Genomic DNA, 14125 nt, shown 5'->3' with positions numbered 1-14125 from the left:
TGCGGCCGGGACGCGTTCGCGGTCAGGCGAAGGGGCCGATCAGGCGGCGATACTCGGCCTCGGCGGTGCCGTAGCTCTCGCCCGCCGCCGCCACGATCTTGGCCCGGTCGATCACCGCGATCCGCCCGCGGCTCGTCGCGATGGCGCTCTCGCGCTCCAGGTTGCGCAGGGCCGCCGTGATGCCGGGCCGGTGCGTGCCGAGGATCAGCGCCAGCGTCTCGTGGGTCATCGCGAGTTCGTTCTCGTCCAGCCGGTCGGTCGCCTGGAGCAGCCAGAGTGCCAAGCGCTCCTCCAGCTTGTTGCGGCGGATCGCCAGGGCGGCCTGGCCCGTCCAGATCATCGTCACCTGGACGTAGCGCATCAGGATCTCGTGCAGGAAGGGGCTCTGGCCGAGCAGGTGGTGCAGCGCGCCGGCCCCGATGCGGAGCGCGCTGCCCGGCGCGCGCACCCGCACGTCGTGGGGCGTGCTCTCGACCCCGAGCACCAGCGCGGTGCTCACCATGCCCTCCCGCCCCACCACGAGCGTATCGAGCACGCTGCGTCCGCCCACGTTGAGGATGACCGAGATCAGCCCGCTCTCCGGGAAGTAGACGTGGCTGATCGGCTCGTTGGCCGTGACGATCCGCTGGCCCACGTCGAGATCGACCGACTCGAACAGCGGCCGCATCTGCTCGAAGCTCTCGACGGGCAGCGCCAGCAGCAACCGGTTCCGCACATCGGGCGCCTGCAGGGGGAGAGACCAGGCCAACATCAGCTCCTCTCCGGGCACGCGCCGCGGCGCTGCGCGCCTGTCTGCCGACCCGCCGTTCCGCCGGCGGGCCGTCCGCGTGCGGACGGGCGTCCCGGGCAGCGCCCGCATGCCGGCCGCCCGCTCATCCGGGGATGCGCCCGGCCGCCCGGCCGTCCACAGCGAGGCGGGACGCGCCCGCCCCGTCGCGGGCGCGTTCGGCCCCAGCCGCCAGCACGCGCCTGTAGACGCCGAACGCCGTCGCGGCGGCGCCCGCCCAGGAAAAATCCGCCGCGACGCGCGCGCGGGCGCGCTCGCCCATCCGGCGCAGCGCCGCGCGGTCGCCGGCGAGATCCGCCACCGCGTTCCGCAGGGCCTCCGGATCGCCCGCCGGGACGAGCCGGCCGCACGCCGCGTCGATCTGGTGCGGGATGCCGCCGACCTCGGAGGCCAGCACCGGCCGCCCGTGCGCCATCGCCTCGAACACCACCAGCGGCAGCGTGTCCGCCAGCGTCGGGAAGACGAACAGGTCGGAGCGCCGCATCAGGGCGCCGACCTCCGCGTCGGACAGCCGGCCGGTCACCACGATCCGCTGCCCGGGCTTCACCGCCGCGACCGCCCCCGCATAGTCGATCTCCGGCCGCGTCTCGCCGCCGACGATCAGGGTGAACGGCCGCGCGAGCCCGAGGAAGCCGGCCAGCAGCACCGGCAGGCCCTTGTTGGGCGTGTGGTTGGCCAGGAACAGGCAGGTGATCGGCGCGCCCTCGCCGGGCGCGTCGAGCCCGAACCGCTCCCAGACCGCCCGGTCCGCCTCGGGGGACGCGGGCGGCGGCAGGTCGACGCCGTTGGGCACCACGTCGATCGTCTCGCCCCGGAAGCCCATGGCCCGGACGATCTCGAAATCCGCCGGCGACAGGGCCATGATCGCGTCGGCCCCCCGCACCGCCTCGGCGACCGGCGCCTGGACGAGGTGGCGCCACGCGGCCCGCCGCAGCGCCCCGAAGCCGTAGATCTCCGTGCCGCGGGCGACCTCGTTGAAGCCGTGCGTGGAGATCACGTACGGGATGCCGGCGGCGCGGCAGGCCCGGGCGATCCGCCCCATCTCCAGCCCCGGCATCGGGTTGTGGAGGTGGACGAGGTCGTAGGCGCCCGGCCGGATCGCGCGCGGGATGTCCGAGCGGTAGAACGGCGTGCGGTGACGCTGCGAGAGGCGCGACCAGGGCAGGCCCGGGGGCAGCCCGGTGCGCACCGGGAGCCAGCGGCAGCCCGGCGGGGCGGAGCCGCCCATCATGCTGGCCACCGTCACGGTGCAATGCGCCGACAGGGCGGCGCTCAGCGCCGCGCCCGCCCGCGCCCCCCCGCTGACCGAGAGGTGGGGCGGCACCACGATGGCGGAGAGGACGCGGGTCATGGCTGTCTCCTGGGGGGGGCGGCGGGGCACCGCCGCCGCCGGGCGCGCCGTGACGCTCGGCGGAACGGCTCCGGTCCGGCCCGCCCGCGGTGTCGGGTCCGCAGCGTGCTCGCCGCCGGACCGGTGACCGGTCCGGCGCGGGGCGCTCAGGCGCGGGCGTAGATGTCCTCGATGCGGACGATGTCGTCCTCGCCGAGGTAGTCCCCGTGCTGCACCTCGATGATCTCGACCGGGGTGTTGCCGAAGTTCTCCAGGCGGTGGACGGCCCCGAGCGGGATGTGGGCGTGCTGGTTCGGCCCCAGCTCGTGGACGTCGTCCCCGATCGTCACGCGCGCGTGCCCGGTCACCACCACCCAGTGCTCCGCCCGGTGGTGATGCTTCTGCAGCGACAGCCGGCCGCTCGGCCGCACGACGATCCGCTTGACCTGGAAGCCCGTCCCCGAATCGATCACCTCGTACCAGCCCCAGGGGCGGTGGACGCGCGGATGGGTGTCGGCCTGCGGCCGGCCCTGGCTCTGGAGGCTGGCGACGATCTCCTTGACCTCGCCCGCCCGGCGCCGGTCGGCGACCAGGATCGAGTCGCTGCTCGCCACCACCACGATGTCCGACAGGCCGAGCACCGAGGTGAGCGGGCCGTCGCTCGCCACGTAGCAGCCGCGGGCGTCGCGCATCACCACCTCGCCCTGCACCACGTTGCCGTCGGGATCGCCCGCCCCGAGGCTCCAGAGCGCGTCCCAGTTGCCGATGTCGGACCAGCCGCAGGCCATCGGCACCACCGCGGCCCGCGCGGTGTGCTCGAACACCGCGTAGTCGATCGACTGGCGCCGCGCCCGCGCGAAGGCGCCGGGCTCCAGGCAGACCACGTCGAGGTCGCGCTTGGCCTGCGTTACCGCGCCGTCCACCGCCGCCACCGTCTCCGGATCGTGGCGCTCGTACTCGGCGATGAGCGCACCGGCCCGGAACAGGAAGATGCCGGCGTTCCACAGGTAGCCGTCGAGGACGTAGCCCGCCGCCCGCATCGCGTCCGGCTTCTCGGCGAAGCGCGCCACCGCCCAGGACCCCTCGTCCAGGGGCGCCCCGGGCTGGATGTAGCCGTAGGCGGTGGCCGGATGGGTCGGCGTGACCCCGAAGGTCACGAGATGGTCCGACAGGGCGGGCGCGAGCCCGGCCGCGACCGCGTCCCGGAACGCGGCCTCGTCCCGGATCACGTGGTCGGAGGCGAGCACCAGCACGAGGGTGTCGGGCTCCTCCCGGGCGATCTCGCGGGCGCCCGCCAGGATCGCGGGTCCGGAATCTCGCCGGTCGGGCTCGACCAGCACGTCGGCCTTCAGGCCGAGCTCCGCGAGCTGCTCCTCGACGAGGTAGCGGTGCAGGGCGTTGGTGACGATCAGGGGGCGCTGCGTGGTCCCGAAACGGGCGGACCGCAGGACCGTCTGCTGGAAGGTCGATCGCTCGCCCATCAGGCTCGCGAACTGCTTGGGGAGCGCGGCGCGCGACACCGGCCACAGCCGCGTCCCGTTGCCTCCGCACATGATGAGCGGCCTGATCTCGGTCATGCTGTCTCTCCTGCCCGAAGATCGATACGATGTTCGGTCGTGACCTGCGGATATGCTTATGGATTGCCGACCGGGTTGAAATCGAGATTTGGTGGTACGTGAGGCGGAACAGGCCCGCCCGGCTCAGCGCAGCTCCCGGCCCGACGCGGCCGCGCTGGTCCGCACGGCCGTGTCCTCGGGGTCGCGGCGCACGTCGACGATGTCGCCCGGCAGCAGGGCCGTGCGCTCGTCGGCCGCGATGATCTCGCTGCGGCCGTCCTGGACGCGGGTGACGACGATCCGGCGGACCGGTTCGCCCGTCTTGGCCGCCGGCGCGAAGCCGGCGGCCTGCAGCCGCGCCGCGCGGATCTCGCGGGCGCTCGACAGCTGCGTCTCCGTCTCGGTCAGCCGCGTGGTCGCGTCCTGCAGCTCGGTCAGGATCCGCCGCTGGTAGGCGTCCTTCATCTCCTGCAGCCGCAGGGCGAGATCGCCGAGGGACAGGTCGAGCCGCGCGAGGTCGGAGGTGAGCCGGGCGATCGAGCCCTTGTTGCGGGCCTCCTCGCGCTGGAACTCGATGCCCTGGTAGCGCCGGGCCAGCCCGCTCGCCATCAGCTTCTCGTAATCCTCCATGTGGGCCTGGATCAGGCGCAGCTGCGTCTCCTCGGCGGTGCGCTGGGCCTGCACGCCGACGATCTCGGCCTCGATGCGGGGCTTCTGCGCCTGGAGCAGCTGGATCGACTGCAGCAGGGCGCCGCGCTGCGCGGTCAGGATCTGGCGCTCCTCCGCAATCAGCGCCTCCGTGCCGGCATCGGTGCCGAGATCGGCGGGCGGGGTGAAGGTGTCGTCGTTGCGCCGCTGCGCGTCGAGCCGCGCCCGCCGGATGCGGTAGAGCCGCCGGTTGGCTTCGAGCACCCTGACGCGCTCGTCGGCCTGCAGGTAGTCGGTCTGCTGCGCGATCTGGACCGCTTCCGGTCTCGCGTAGCCGCCCGCCAGCGCCACGCCGCTCAGCACCGTCAGGCCGGGCCGGAAGCCGAAGCTGCCCGGGCTGCGCACGTCGCCGAGGACGAAGATCGGCCGCATCTCGGTGACGCGCAGGTTCACCACCGGCTGCTGCAAGTAGCCCTCGGCGAGCCGGGCGACGACCTGCTTCTGCGCCTCCGGCAGCGTGGAGCCGGAGACCGGGACCTCGCCGATCAGCGGCAGGAACAGCGCGCCGTCGCTGCCGACCGTGAACTCGCCCGACAGCTCCGCCTGGCCGTAGACCGAGAGGGCCACCCGGTCTCCGGGCGCGAGGCGGTAGCCTGCCTCCTGGGCGAGCGGCTGGCCGGCGAGCGCCAGGAGTGCGGCCAGCACCAGCGCCGGACGCGCGCGGGACGGACGAGGCGGGAGGATGGCCATGGGACGATCGCTCGCGGTCGACGGCGGGGAGGCCCGATCGCCGGGTCCCCAGGATGGCCGGAATCCTAGCCGGACGCCGCGACGGGCCGGCAGCGCCCTTCGGACGAGCCGCCCTGCCCCTTGGGGCTAGTCCGACGCGCAGGGGGGCGCCTCGCACCCCTCCCCGGCCCTTGTCCGGCGCCCCGGGCGAAGTCTTGGTACGCCGCCGGACCACGCCTCGGCCGTTCGAGCCGGCCATCCGAGGATCAGGCCAAGATCTTGTCCCGTCCCGATCGGATGACCTCGGGGGCATTTCTTTCGGATGGTCGATCCACCCGATGCGCCAGTTGTCCGACGGTGCAGCGCAACGTCATGCTCGGTCTGTGACCAAGGCGAAGCCGCGGCGTGCCTGTGTTTCCGAATCTCACGTCGGGACTTCCGCCCGGCCGCGGTTCGGCCCTGAAACGTCGCGTCCGGCAGCGGAGATCGTGGACATGAAGCGCATTCTCGTGACCGGCGGTGCCGGCTTCATCGGCTCGCACCTGTGCGAGAGGCTGCTGCGGCAGGGCAACGAGGTGCTCTGCGTCGACAACTTCTTCACCGGCACCCGCGCCAATTGCGAGAGCCTGCTCGCCGACCCGTCGTTCGAGCTACTGCGCCACGACGTGACCTTCCCGCTCTACGTCGAGGTGGACGAGATCTACAACCTGGCCTGCCCGGCCTCGCCGATCCACTACCAGCGCGATCCGGTCCAGACGACCAAGACCAGCGTGATGGGCGCCATCAACATGCTCGGCCTCGCCAAGCGGCTGCGCGTGCGGATCCTGCAGGCCTCGACGAGCGAGGTCTACGGCGATCCCGACGTCCACCCGCAGGCGGAGGGCTATTGCGGCCACGTCAACATCGCCGGGCCGCGCGCCTGCTACGACGAGGGCAAGCGCTGCGCCGAGACCCTGTTCTACGACTACGAGCGCCAGCACCGGATGTCGGTGCGGGTGGCGCGGATCTTCAACACCTACGGCCCGCACATGCATCCGCAGGACGGGCGCGTGGTCTCGAACTTCATCATCCAGGCGCTCACCAACCAGCCGATCACCATCTACGGCGACGGCTCGCAGACCCGCTCCTTCTGCTACGTCGACGACCTCGTGGAGGGGCTGATGCGCCTGATGGCCGTCGACGGCGGCCCGATCGGCGCGGTCAACCTCGGCAACCCGGTCGAGACCACCGTCCTGGCGCTCGCCGAGCGCGTCGTCGCGCTGTGCAACTCGCGCTCGACGATCACCCTCCACCCGCTGCCGCAGGACGATCCGCGGCGGCGCTGCCCCGACATCTCGCGCGCCCGCGACCTGCTGCACTGGTCGCCGCGGGTCGACCTCGACGTCGGGCTCACCCGCACCATCGCGTATTTCGAGGCGCAGCTCGCCCGCAGCGCCGCCCCGGTGCGCTCCCTGCGCCAGCCCGCGCCGCAGATGAGCGCGTGATGAGGACCGCCGTCGAAGCCGCCGCGGGCGAGGCCCCCCGCCCGTGGGAGCAGGAGCGGGCACCGGTGCTCGGCGTGGGCGTCAGCGTCATCACGCTCGAGGACGCGGTCGCGGCCGTCGAGGCCTTCGTGCGGGCGCGGCGCCCCCATTACGTCTGCATCACCGGGGCGCACGGGGTGATCGAGTGCCGCAAGGATCCCGAGCTGCGCCGGATCCACGCCGCGGCGGATCTCGTCACGCCGGACGGGATGCCGCTCGTCTGGATGTCGCGCCTGCTCGGCTACGGCCCGATCGGGCGGGTCTACGGGCCGGACCTGATGCGCGCGGTGACGCGCCGCTCGCCGGAGCGGCGCCTGCGCCACTTCTATTATGGCGGCGCCCCCGGCGTGGCGGAGCGGCTCCGGGAGCGGCTCTGCGCCGAGCATCCGGGCCTCGACGTGGTCGGGGTGTACTGCCCGCCGTTCCGGCCGCTGACCGCGGAGGAGGACGCGGCGATCGTGGCGCAGATCAACGCCGCCCGACCCGACATCGTCTGGGTGGGCCTGAGCACGCCCAAGCAGGAGCGCTGGATGGCGGCCCATCGCGGGCGCATCGAGGCCCCGGTGATGGTGGGGGTCGGGGCGGCGTTCGACTTCCTGGCCGGGACGAAGCGGCAGGCGCCCGGCTGGATGCAGCGGTCGGGCCTCGAATGGTTCTACCGCCTCTGCAGCGAGCCGCGGCGCCTCGTCGGGCGCTACGCGCGGATCGTGCCGCACTTCCTCGTCCTGGCGGCCGGCCAGCTCCTGGCGCGCGACGGCGCGCCGGGCGCGGCGCGGCGCGTGGCCGACAGCGGCTGAGCCGATGCGGCGCGGCCGCGCGGCCGTGCCGCCGGCAGGTTCTTGCGGTCGGGCGTCCGCGCCCGGCGCCGATGGCGAGCTTTTCCCGATCGGGTGTCCACGCCCGACGCTGATGGCGAGGTGCGGGTCCATGTCGAATGGCAACACGGTGCTTCCCTCCGTCGCCACCGTCGGGCAGCCCTCCCGCGCCGAGCGGGTCCCGGCGCGCCGGTTGCGGCAGGGGCTCGTCGCCGCGACGCTGATGCTCGGCGACCTTGCGGCCGCGCTCGCGGCCGGGTGCCTCGCCAGCCTCGCGCTGCACGGCGTGCCGGCGCCGGGGGCGCTCCTGGGGGCACTCCCGGGTATGCTCCTGTTGGGGCCTCTGCCGTGCCCGGTCATCGCCGTGCTCGCGGTCTTCGCGGCCCTCGGCCTCTATGCGGGGGACGGGCCGAGCCCGCCCGAGCGGCTGCGGCTGCGGGCGATCGGCCTCACCCTCTACGCCGCAGGCTGCCTGCTGGTCGGCGGAAGCGTCACGACCGGCCTCCTCGGCGCGGTCGTGCTCGTCACCGCGCTTCTGCTCGTCCTCGGCTTCTACGGCGAATGGGCGGCGCAGCGGATCCTGGTCCGGGCCGGCCTCTGGGGGGCGCCGACGGTGATCGTCGGGGCGGACCCCGCCGGGCGCGCCCTCGCGGATGCCCTTCTGGCCCATCCCGAACTCGGCCTGCGGCCGATCGGCTTCGTCCTCGACCGCTCGCAGGATCCGGGACTGCGCACCGAGCGGCTGCCGGTGCTCGAATCCCTCGACGGGGCGGGCCTGTCCGCCGCGGAGGTGGCGGTCTTCTCCTCCTGCGCCGATCTCGTGCGCCACGACGGACTCCGGGTCGGCGCCCTGCCGGACATGCGCGTGGTGCTCGCTCAGCAGATCCAGGACCTCCAGGCCATGTGGCTGCAGGTGCGCCCGCTCGGCGGCGCGGTCGGGATCGAGATCCGGCGCGAACTCTACCGGACGCGCAACCTGATGCTGAAGCGGGTGCTCGACGTCACGGCGGCGGGTCTCGGCCTCGTGCTCGTCGCGCCGCTCATCCTGCTCCTGGCCGGGCTGATCTGGCTCGCCGATCCGGGCAGCCCGTTCTACGCGCAGGTCCGGGTCGGCCGGAACGGGCGCCCGATCCGCGTGCTCAAGCTGCGCACGATGTACCGCGACGCCGACGAGAAGCTGCGCCACCACCTCGACGCCAACCCGGAGGCGCGCGCCGAGTGGCAGCGCTTCTTCAAGCTGGCGCAGGATCCGCGCATCCTGCCCCGGGTCGGGCACTTCATCCGGCGCAGCAGCCTGGACGAGCTGCCCCAGCTCTGGAACGTGCTGCGCGGCGACATGAGCCTCGTCGGCCCGCGCCCGTTCCCGTCCTACCACCTCGACAGCTTCGGCCCCGCCTTCCGGCGCCTGCGCACCAGCGTGCCGCCGGGGCTCACCGGGCTGTGGCAGGTCTCGGCCCGCAGCGACGGCGACCTCGCCGTGCAGGAGAGCCAGGACACCTACTACATCCGCAACTGGTCGCTCTGGCTCGACCTCTACATCCTGCTCGCCACCGTGCCGGCGGTTCTGGGAGCCAAGGGCGCCCGCTGAGGCCCCTGCAAGCGGGGTCTGCACGGCCCGCGCCCGTCCTCGGATCAGAGGACGCCATCGTCGGCGGCGATCGGGCCGGGATGTCTCTTCGGGACATCACCGGTCCATCACCATGCGGATCGAGGCACGCCTGGACCGCCTGGCCCGGGCAACCCGGGCGATGCGACGCCGGCCGGCGATGGCACAGGAGCGATCGGCCCGGCGACGCCGGGTCTCCACGCAGCGCGGGACGATGCTCGTCAGCCTGCTCCGCGGCGAAGGACACGAGAACGCAGGATCGCGGCCCTCGAAGGATCGAGGCTCCGGCTCGGGGCATCCGACAGGCTCCTGGACAGCTTGCGGCGGCGCCAGAGCATCCGCCGACGAGGACTTGGGCCATCGCCCTCGGCGCCGTGCCGTGGCCCGCGCCCGGGGCATGACGCAGCCGGTCAGGCCAGGCGCCCGTCCCGCGGGAGCCCGCACGAGGCCCCCTCCGCAACCGGTGATCCCGGCGTCGAGAGCATCCGCTGCGTCCTCGGGGCCGTCCCGGACATGCGAAAGGGCGGGGCTCGCCCGGACGCCGCTCGTCCGGTCCAAGACCCGCCCTCGAATGGAGAATCGCAGGGGCTTGGGCGGGGACCTCACTCCCGCGCCGCACAGGGAACCGCCGGCGTGATGCCGTGCTGGTGGGTCCAGATCGCCGCCTGCGTCCGGTTCTGGAGCCCGGTCTTGCGCAGGATGCTCTTGACGTGGATCTTGACGGTGGCCTCCGCGATGGCGAGGCGGCGGGCGATCAGCTTGTTCGACAGGCCGCCGGCGAGGCAGGAGAGGATCTCGACCTCGCGTCCGGTCAGCGTCTCGCTGGTGCCGGGGGCCGGCGCCGCGACCGCGGGGGGCGCCAGGAGCCGCGGCGCGGGCGCCCGCGGCACGGTCCGGCCGAGATAGGGCACCACCTCTATCGGCATCACGATGTTGCCGCTCATGATCACGTTCAGCGACTTGATCAGCGTCTCCGGCTGGGTCAGGTAGCCGAGACAGGCCTGCACGCCCAGATCGAGCAGCGAGCGCAGCATCGTCCCGTCCGAGGGTTCCGCCAGGATCGCGATGCGCGCCTTCGGCGCCATGCGCCGCAGCTGCGGGATCGCCTCCCGCATCTCCTCGCTCCACGCGAACTCGGTCAGCAGGATGAGTTCCGGCTGCGAATCCGGGTCGAACTCCTCGACGCTGCCGAGCGCGTCCACCGCCAGGTAGCCGTTCTCTTCGAGGATGCTGATCAGCCCGTCCTGGTACAGGCCGCTCGGTCCGATCAGCACGGTGGCGACGCGCGGGAGGGCCGCCGGTCTGAACCGGATCCGCAGTCCCGGATTTGCCGCACCGGTCGCGTTCAATCCGAACTGAGGCTCGATCACGCTCGACATTCACCCAACTCCCTGTGCAAGGACATTTGTTATCGTCGTGCCGGTGGAACGCAGCCGCCGACATCCGCCATCGATCTGAATGCCCTCAAGTCGAGCTGTTCCTGTCTGCCCGGTCCACCCCGCCCAGGCGAGGGGTGCAAGACGTCGAATTGCCTTGGCTGCGAGCGACAATTCCCCAGGACTGTTCTCATTGCGGGCAAGGATTGTGCCTGTGATCGGGTTTGTCAAGTAACAGCCTATCCAGCTTGGGTATGACGATGAGGTGATGATCTTGGAACGTATTGCGACGACTAGATCAACACCGCTTCGCTGCGCCGCCTGACGGATGCAAGACTGTGATGCCGCATTCATCCGATGAGGGACGATGTTCATCGTGCCGGTCAGCGTGCCTGGACGGAGACTCCCGGGTGCGCTGGTCAATATTTGGGTGAGAAAAATCAGTTTATTTTGATTAATAATGTATTAACCGAACGATACAGGGCAATAGAGGGCATCCCGCGCTGGGATCGAGGGTCTTTCTCCCGACCGGCACGGGCCGTTGTCGCGCGAACCGGAAGATTGCGTTCGGATCAAGGCATTCCGGCGGAGCGACAGTCGCATCCGGGCAGGATGGAGTGCCCCCGTCTCCGCCTCCATCGGTCCGCTGCGGCGGCCGGGCTGCGTGGCCGTGCCGCGGCGAGAGCGGAATCCGGCCGTTCGCGCGGCGGGATTCGAAAGGCCTACCCCTTTTGCGCTTTGCACGAGGCGACACCGCGATCCCGGGTTCCGGGCCGCGCGGTCAGTCCTGCCCGCCCACGGCCTCCGGCCAGGGGAAGCGGATGGTGTCGTCGCGCAGGCCGGCCAGCACCACCTCGACGCCCCCGGACTTGATCATCCATTCCAGCCGGTGGTCGCGATACTCGCGGCGGCGTCCGCCGGTGGTGTAGAGGGCGGCGGCCTCGGCCATGCGGGCCGCCGCCGCGTCGAACTCGGCGAAGGTCGCGGCCACGGACGGCCGCTCGCGCACCCGCGCGTGCCAGCGGGCGAGCGTGCCGCCCGCGGCCGGCCCCAGGCCGTAATGCACCGAGCGGTTGACCATCGGGGCGACCGCCGCATCCGCCCGGCCGAAGCGGTCGCCGCCGAACCACTCCGCGGCGCCGAGTCGGTCGGAGAGCCATGCCTGCAGCACCCGCGTCTGCGCCGCCGCCTCCGCCCTCAGGTGGTCGGCCAGCGCACCGGTCGCACGGCGGAACCAGAGCACCTCGCCAAAGCCCCAGTTCACCGCCTCGTACTGCGTGTCGCAGATCTCCTCGGTCAGGCGCGCGACGGCGCGGGCGGCGGGGTCGCGCGGCAGCAGCGGAGGCTCGGGCCAGCGCTCCTCGACGTAGTCCAGGATTACCGTGGAGTCGAAGATCGAGATCCCGCCGTCGATCAGCACCGGGACCTCGGTGCGCGGGTTGGCGGCCGCGAAGGGACCGTCGGTGCGGCCGGTCCCGAAGCTCTCGGGCAGTTCGGGCGTGAACGGAAGGCCCTTCTCGCGCAGGACGATCTTGACCTTCTGCGCGTAGGACGAGAGGGGATGCTCGTAGAGCAGCAAGGAGGCCTCCACCGGGCGTGGCGCGACTCCGTCCGGACGCGGATCCGGTTGTCCGCCCGGACACGCGGGGCATCAAGGCCGAGACGCCGTCGGGCGCATCCGCCCGGCAAGGCCTCGTGCGCCGAGGGTCCGATGATGAGGATCCCATGATTCGGCCGCGGGCACGAGGCGGCATCACGGGCGAGCGGCCGGCCGGGGGCCGGCTCCGCCCGGGCGGCTCTATGCGGATCTCAGAAGTTCTTGGAGCAAGGGGCGCCGCCCGGAAGCACGATCTCGGGGCTCCCGGTGGCGCTGTTGAACGCCGTGCCGCCGCGGACCGGCCAGGTGATCCGCTCCTCCAGGGCATTGAGCGGCACCGGGGCGAAGAACGGGCCGAGCATCTTGGTGTAGGTCATCGTCATCTCGACGAGGATGTAGCGGGCGCCGTTGGCCTTGTAGGCGTCCGGCACCGGCGGCAGGGCGGTCGACGTGGCCGGAGCCTTGTAGAGCGGGTTGGCGTCGGTGCCGGCGCTCTCGATGCTGGAGCAGACCTTGGCCTGCGACCCGTTCGCGCCGTAGACCCCGACGGCCTTGATCACGAATGTCGCGGTCGCCGGATCGAACGGGGCGAGCACGGCCCGGCTCGCCCGGATGATCGTGTCGAGGGTCGCGACCGTCATGGTGCCGGAGTCGCGGGCCACGAGATCGGCCATGGTGCGGGCCGCGAGCGTCACCTTGCGGCTGTTGCTGATGTACTGGGCGAGTTCGCTCGCCCCGAAGTACAGCCACAGCAGCACCGGCAGCACGATGGCGAATTCCACCGCCGCCACGCCGTCGGCGGCCCGCGGGAACGACCGCCGCATCCCCGCCACGCCCCTCCCGCGGGGTCCCTTCATCCGCCCGAGGATCACTGGTAGGGCTCCGTCCTGAACGCCACCGTCGTCTGCAGCACCCGCATGCCGTTGGTGAGGGTCATCGGGTTCATCGCGCTGAAGAACACCGGGAATTCCACCGCCGCCTGCACCAGGACGATCTGGCTCGCCTCGGGCTTCGTGTAGTTGGTGCCGAAATCCTTGCGCCATGTCTTGTTCTGCGCGTCGATCGGGCTCTTCGGCTTGAAGCTGTCATCGTTCGACACCGGCAGGATGTCGATCTTCAGCTTGTCGCAATCGAAGATCGTCACCCGGCCGGTGCAGACCAGCTTGCGGAACTTCTTCAGCGTCTCATCGGCGCTCAGGGCCGGCGAATTGGATTTGAGCGAGTTCTGGAACTGCCCGGTATAGATCTGGCGGGCGGCGTCGGACACGGTGGCATCGAGCATCTGCGCGGCGAAGAAGGCGAGCGCCGTCTCGGTGATGGCCGCGAGCAGCCCCACGAAGGGGAGCGCGACGAGCCCGAACTCCACCGCCACGACGCCGTTCCGGGCCGGACCGAAGCGCCGCACCTGGCGAAGCGCGAGGGCGGGCAGGCGATGCACGAAGGACCGAATCATGCGGGGGTACTCGCGCGGCAGATCCATCGGCGCCGCTCGGCTTCGAGGCTTAGGCGCAAAGCCTTGCGGAAGCGTTGCCACGATCGCGCAGCGCGCCCTCGGGCGGGGTCGTCCACGCCCGGATGGCGCCGCGTGCGCCGGGGCGCCCGGCTCAGCGCTGCTGCGCCATGGTGTTGCGCTGACCGGCCTGGCCGCTGACCTCGTTGAAGTAGCGCTGCGCGTCGCCGAGCTGGACGGCGGGCTGGCAGGCCGGCGTGCAGGAATAGGATTCGCGCTCCAGCCCCCGCTGCACCGTCACCACCGAGGAGCCCGCCGCCTGCACGGTGATGAAGGATTCGGCCAGCATGGTGCCGGTCCCGTCGAGGGCGATCAGGTTGGTGCTGCCGAAGCTCTTGCCGGTGAGCACGACGATGCCGTTCCGCTGCAGCGAGACGTCGGCGATGATCGGGTTGCCCACCACCACGGTGGCGGTCCGCTCGGGCAGGCGGATGATCTTGGCGTTGTCCACCGACACCGAGACCACGGCGCCGGCGGCGCCCGCCTCGTCGCGCGCGACCGCGCTCGTCGGCGCCCACACGGCGAGAAGCAGGGCGAGGCCGCGCAAGGCGTGGCGGCGAGGGCGGCGGGGCTGCGGGCACATCGTCTCGGGTCCCGGGCGACGAAGGATACGGTCGACCCGCATCAAGAGGGCAGGATGGTTGAGGA

General features: G+C 72.1%; 12 protein-coding genes. 3 read left to right on the top strand and 9 right to left on the bottom strand.

The window, feature by feature from the left end; all coding sequences use genetic code 11:
* Positions 1 to 22: 22 nt before the first annotated feature.
* The 4 genes from MFF61_RS01595 to MFF61_RS01580 form a co-directional block, all read right to left on the bottom strand.
* The gene (locus MFF61_RS01595) at positions 23 to 751 is read right to left on the bottom strand and encodes a Crp/Fnr family transcriptional regulator (protein WP_238233358.1); all 729 of its coding nucleotides are present in this window, start codon (positions 749 to 751) and stop codon (positions 23 to 25) included.
* A gap of 121 nt (positions 752 to 872) precedes the next feature.
* Complete coding sequence (locus tag MFF61_RS01590; protein WP_238233357.1) at positions 873 to 2138, bottom strand: glycosyltransferase family 4 protein; 1266 nt, start codon at positions 2136 to 2138, stop codon at positions 873 to 875.
* A gap of 146 nt (positions 2139 to 2284) precedes the next feature.
* Positions 2285 to 3694, bottom strand: coding sequence for a mannose-1-phosphate guanylyltransferase/mannose-6-phosphate isomerase (locus MFF61_RS01585; RefSeq protein WP_238233356.1), 1410 nt, complete (start codon positions 3692 to 3694; stop codon positions 2285 to 2287).
* A gap of 123 nt (positions 3695 to 3817) precedes the next feature.
* Entirely contained in the window at positions 3818 to 5071 is a 1254-nt protein-coding gene (locus tag MFF61_RS01580; RefSeq protein ID WP_238233355.1) for a polysaccharide biosynthesis/export family protein, read from the bottom strand.
* 473 nt (positions 5072 to 5544) lie between these two features.
* Here MFF61_RS01580 and MFF61_RS01575 point away from each other — a divergent pair, with 473 nt between their 5' ends.
* From MFF61_RS01575 to MFF61_RS01565, 3 genes are all read left to right on the top strand, one after another.
* The gene (locus MFF61_RS01575) at positions 5545 to 6534 is read left to right on the top strand and encodes a UDP-glucuronic acid decarboxylase family protein (RefSeq protein WP_238233354.1); all 990 of its coding nucleotides are present in this window, start codon (positions 5545 to 5547) and stop codon (positions 6532 to 6534) included.
* Entirely contained in the window at positions 6534 to 7370 is an 837-nt protein-coding gene (locus MFF61_RS01570; RefSeq protein ID WP_238233353.1) for a WecB/TagA/CpsF family glycosyltransferase, read from the top strand. Before MFF61_RS01575 ends, MFF61_RS01570 begins: the two co-directional genes overlap by 1 nt.
* 130 nt (positions 7371 to 7500) lie before the next feature.
* On the top strand, positions 7501 to 8976 hold the full coding sequence (locus MFF61_RS01565) for an exopolysaccharide biosynthesis polyprenyl glycosylphosphotransferase (protein WP_238233352.1): 1476 nt from the start codon (positions 7501 to 7503) through the stop codon (positions 8974 to 8976).
* A gap of 620 nt (positions 8977 to 9596) precedes the next feature.
* Here the strand turns inward: MFF61_RS01565 and MFF61_RS01560 are convergent.
* The 5 genes from MFF61_RS01560 to MFF61_RS01540 all read right to left on the bottom strand — a co-directional run bounded on the left by MFF61_RS01560 (position 9597) and on the right by MFF61_RS01540 (position 14060).
* Positions 9597 to 10373, bottom strand: a complete 777-nt coding sequence (locus MFF61_RS01560; RefSeq protein ID WP_238233351.1) for a LuxR C-terminal-related transcriptional regulator — start codon at positions 10371 to 10373, stop codon at positions 9597 to 9599.
* A gap of 778 nt (positions 10374 to 11151) precedes the next feature.
* Complete coding sequence (locus MFF61_RS01555; RefSeq protein WP_238233350.1) at positions 11152 to 11961, bottom strand: glutathione S-transferase family protein; 810 nt, start codon at positions 11959 to 11961, stop codon at positions 11152 to 11154.
* A gap of 218 nt (positions 11962 to 12179) precedes the next feature.
* The gene (locus MFF61_RS01550) at positions 12180 to 12791 is read right to left on the bottom strand and encodes a TadE/TadG family type IV pilus assembly protein (RefSeq protein WP_238233349.1); all 612 of its coding nucleotides are present in this window, start codon (positions 12789 to 12791) and stop codon (positions 12180 to 12182) included.
* Positions 12792 to 12835: 44 nt separating this feature from the next.
* Positions 12836 to 13420, bottom strand: a complete 585-nt coding sequence (locus tag MFF61_RS01545) for a TadE/TadG family type IV pilus assembly protein (RefSeq protein ID WP_238233348.1) — start codon at positions 13418 to 13420, stop codon at positions 12836 to 12838.
* A 151-nt stretch (positions 13421 to 13571) separates the two neighbouring features.
* Positions 13572 to 14060 (bottom strand): pilus assembly protein N-terminal domain-containing protein, encoded by a 489-nt coding sequence (locus MFF61_RS01540; RefSeq protein WP_238233347.1) that lies wholly within the window; start codon positions 14058 to 14060, stop codon positions 13572 to 13574.
* Positions 14061 to 14125 lie beyond the last annotated feature (65 nt).

Source organism: Methylobacterium isbiliense, assembly GCF_022179325.1.
GTDB lineage: Bacteria > Pseudomonadota > Alphaproteobacteria > Rhizobiales > Beijerinckiaceae > Methylobacterium > Methylobacterium isbiliense.
Note: the sequence above shows the minus strand (reverse complement) of the source record. Positions and strands in the feature narration are given on the sequence as shown.

Excerpts from the sequence above, each read along its gene's own strand:
- MFF61_RS01590 (WP_238233357.1), bottom strand. The coding sequence starts at position 2,138 with ATGACCCGCGTCCTCTCCGCCATCGTGGTGCCGCCCCACCTCTCGGTC.
- MFF61_RS01570 (WP_238233353.1), top strand. The coding sequence starts at position 6,534 with ATGAGGACCGCCGTCGAAGCCGCCGCGGGCGAGGCCCCCCGCCCGTGG.
- MFF61_RS01580 (WP_238233355.1), bottom strand. The coding sequence starts at position 5,071 with ATGGCCATCCTCCCGCCTCGTCCGTCCCGCGCGCGTCCGGCGCTGGTG.
- MFF61_RS01575 (WP_238233354.1), top strand. The coding sequence starts at position 5,545 with ATGAAGCGCATTCTCGTGACCGGCGGTGCCGGCTTCATCGGCTCGCAC.
- MFF61_RS01550 (WP_238233349.1), bottom strand. The coding sequence starts at position 12,791 with ATGCGGCGGTCGTTCCCGCGGGCCGCCGACGGCGTGGCGGCGGTGGAA.
- MFF61_RS01565 (WP_238233352.1), top strand. The coding sequence starts at position 7,501 with ATGTCGAATGGCAACACGGTGCTTCCCTCCGTCGCCACCGTCGGGCAG.
- MFF61_RS01540 (WP_238233347.1), bottom strand. The coding sequence starts at position 14,060 with ATGTGCCCGCAGCCCCGCCGCCCTCGCCGCCACGCCTTGCGCGGCCTC.
- MFF61_RS01545 (WP_238233348.1), bottom strand. The coding sequence starts at position 13,420 with ATGATTCGGTCCTTCGTGCATCGCCTGCCCGCCCTCGCGCTTCGCCAG.
- MFF61_RS01560 (WP_238233351.1), bottom strand. The coding sequence starts at position 10,373 with ATGTCGAGCGTGATCGAGCCTCAGTTCGGATTGAACGCGACCGGTGCG.
- MFF61_RS01595 (WP_238233358.1), bottom strand. The coding sequence starts at position 751 with ATGTTGGCCTGGTCTCTCCCCCTGCAGGCGCCCGATGTGCGGAACCGG.
- MFF61_RS01585 (WP_238233356.1), bottom strand. The coding sequence starts at position 3,694 with ATGACCGAGATCAGGCCGCTCATCATGTGCGGAGGCAACGGGACGCGG.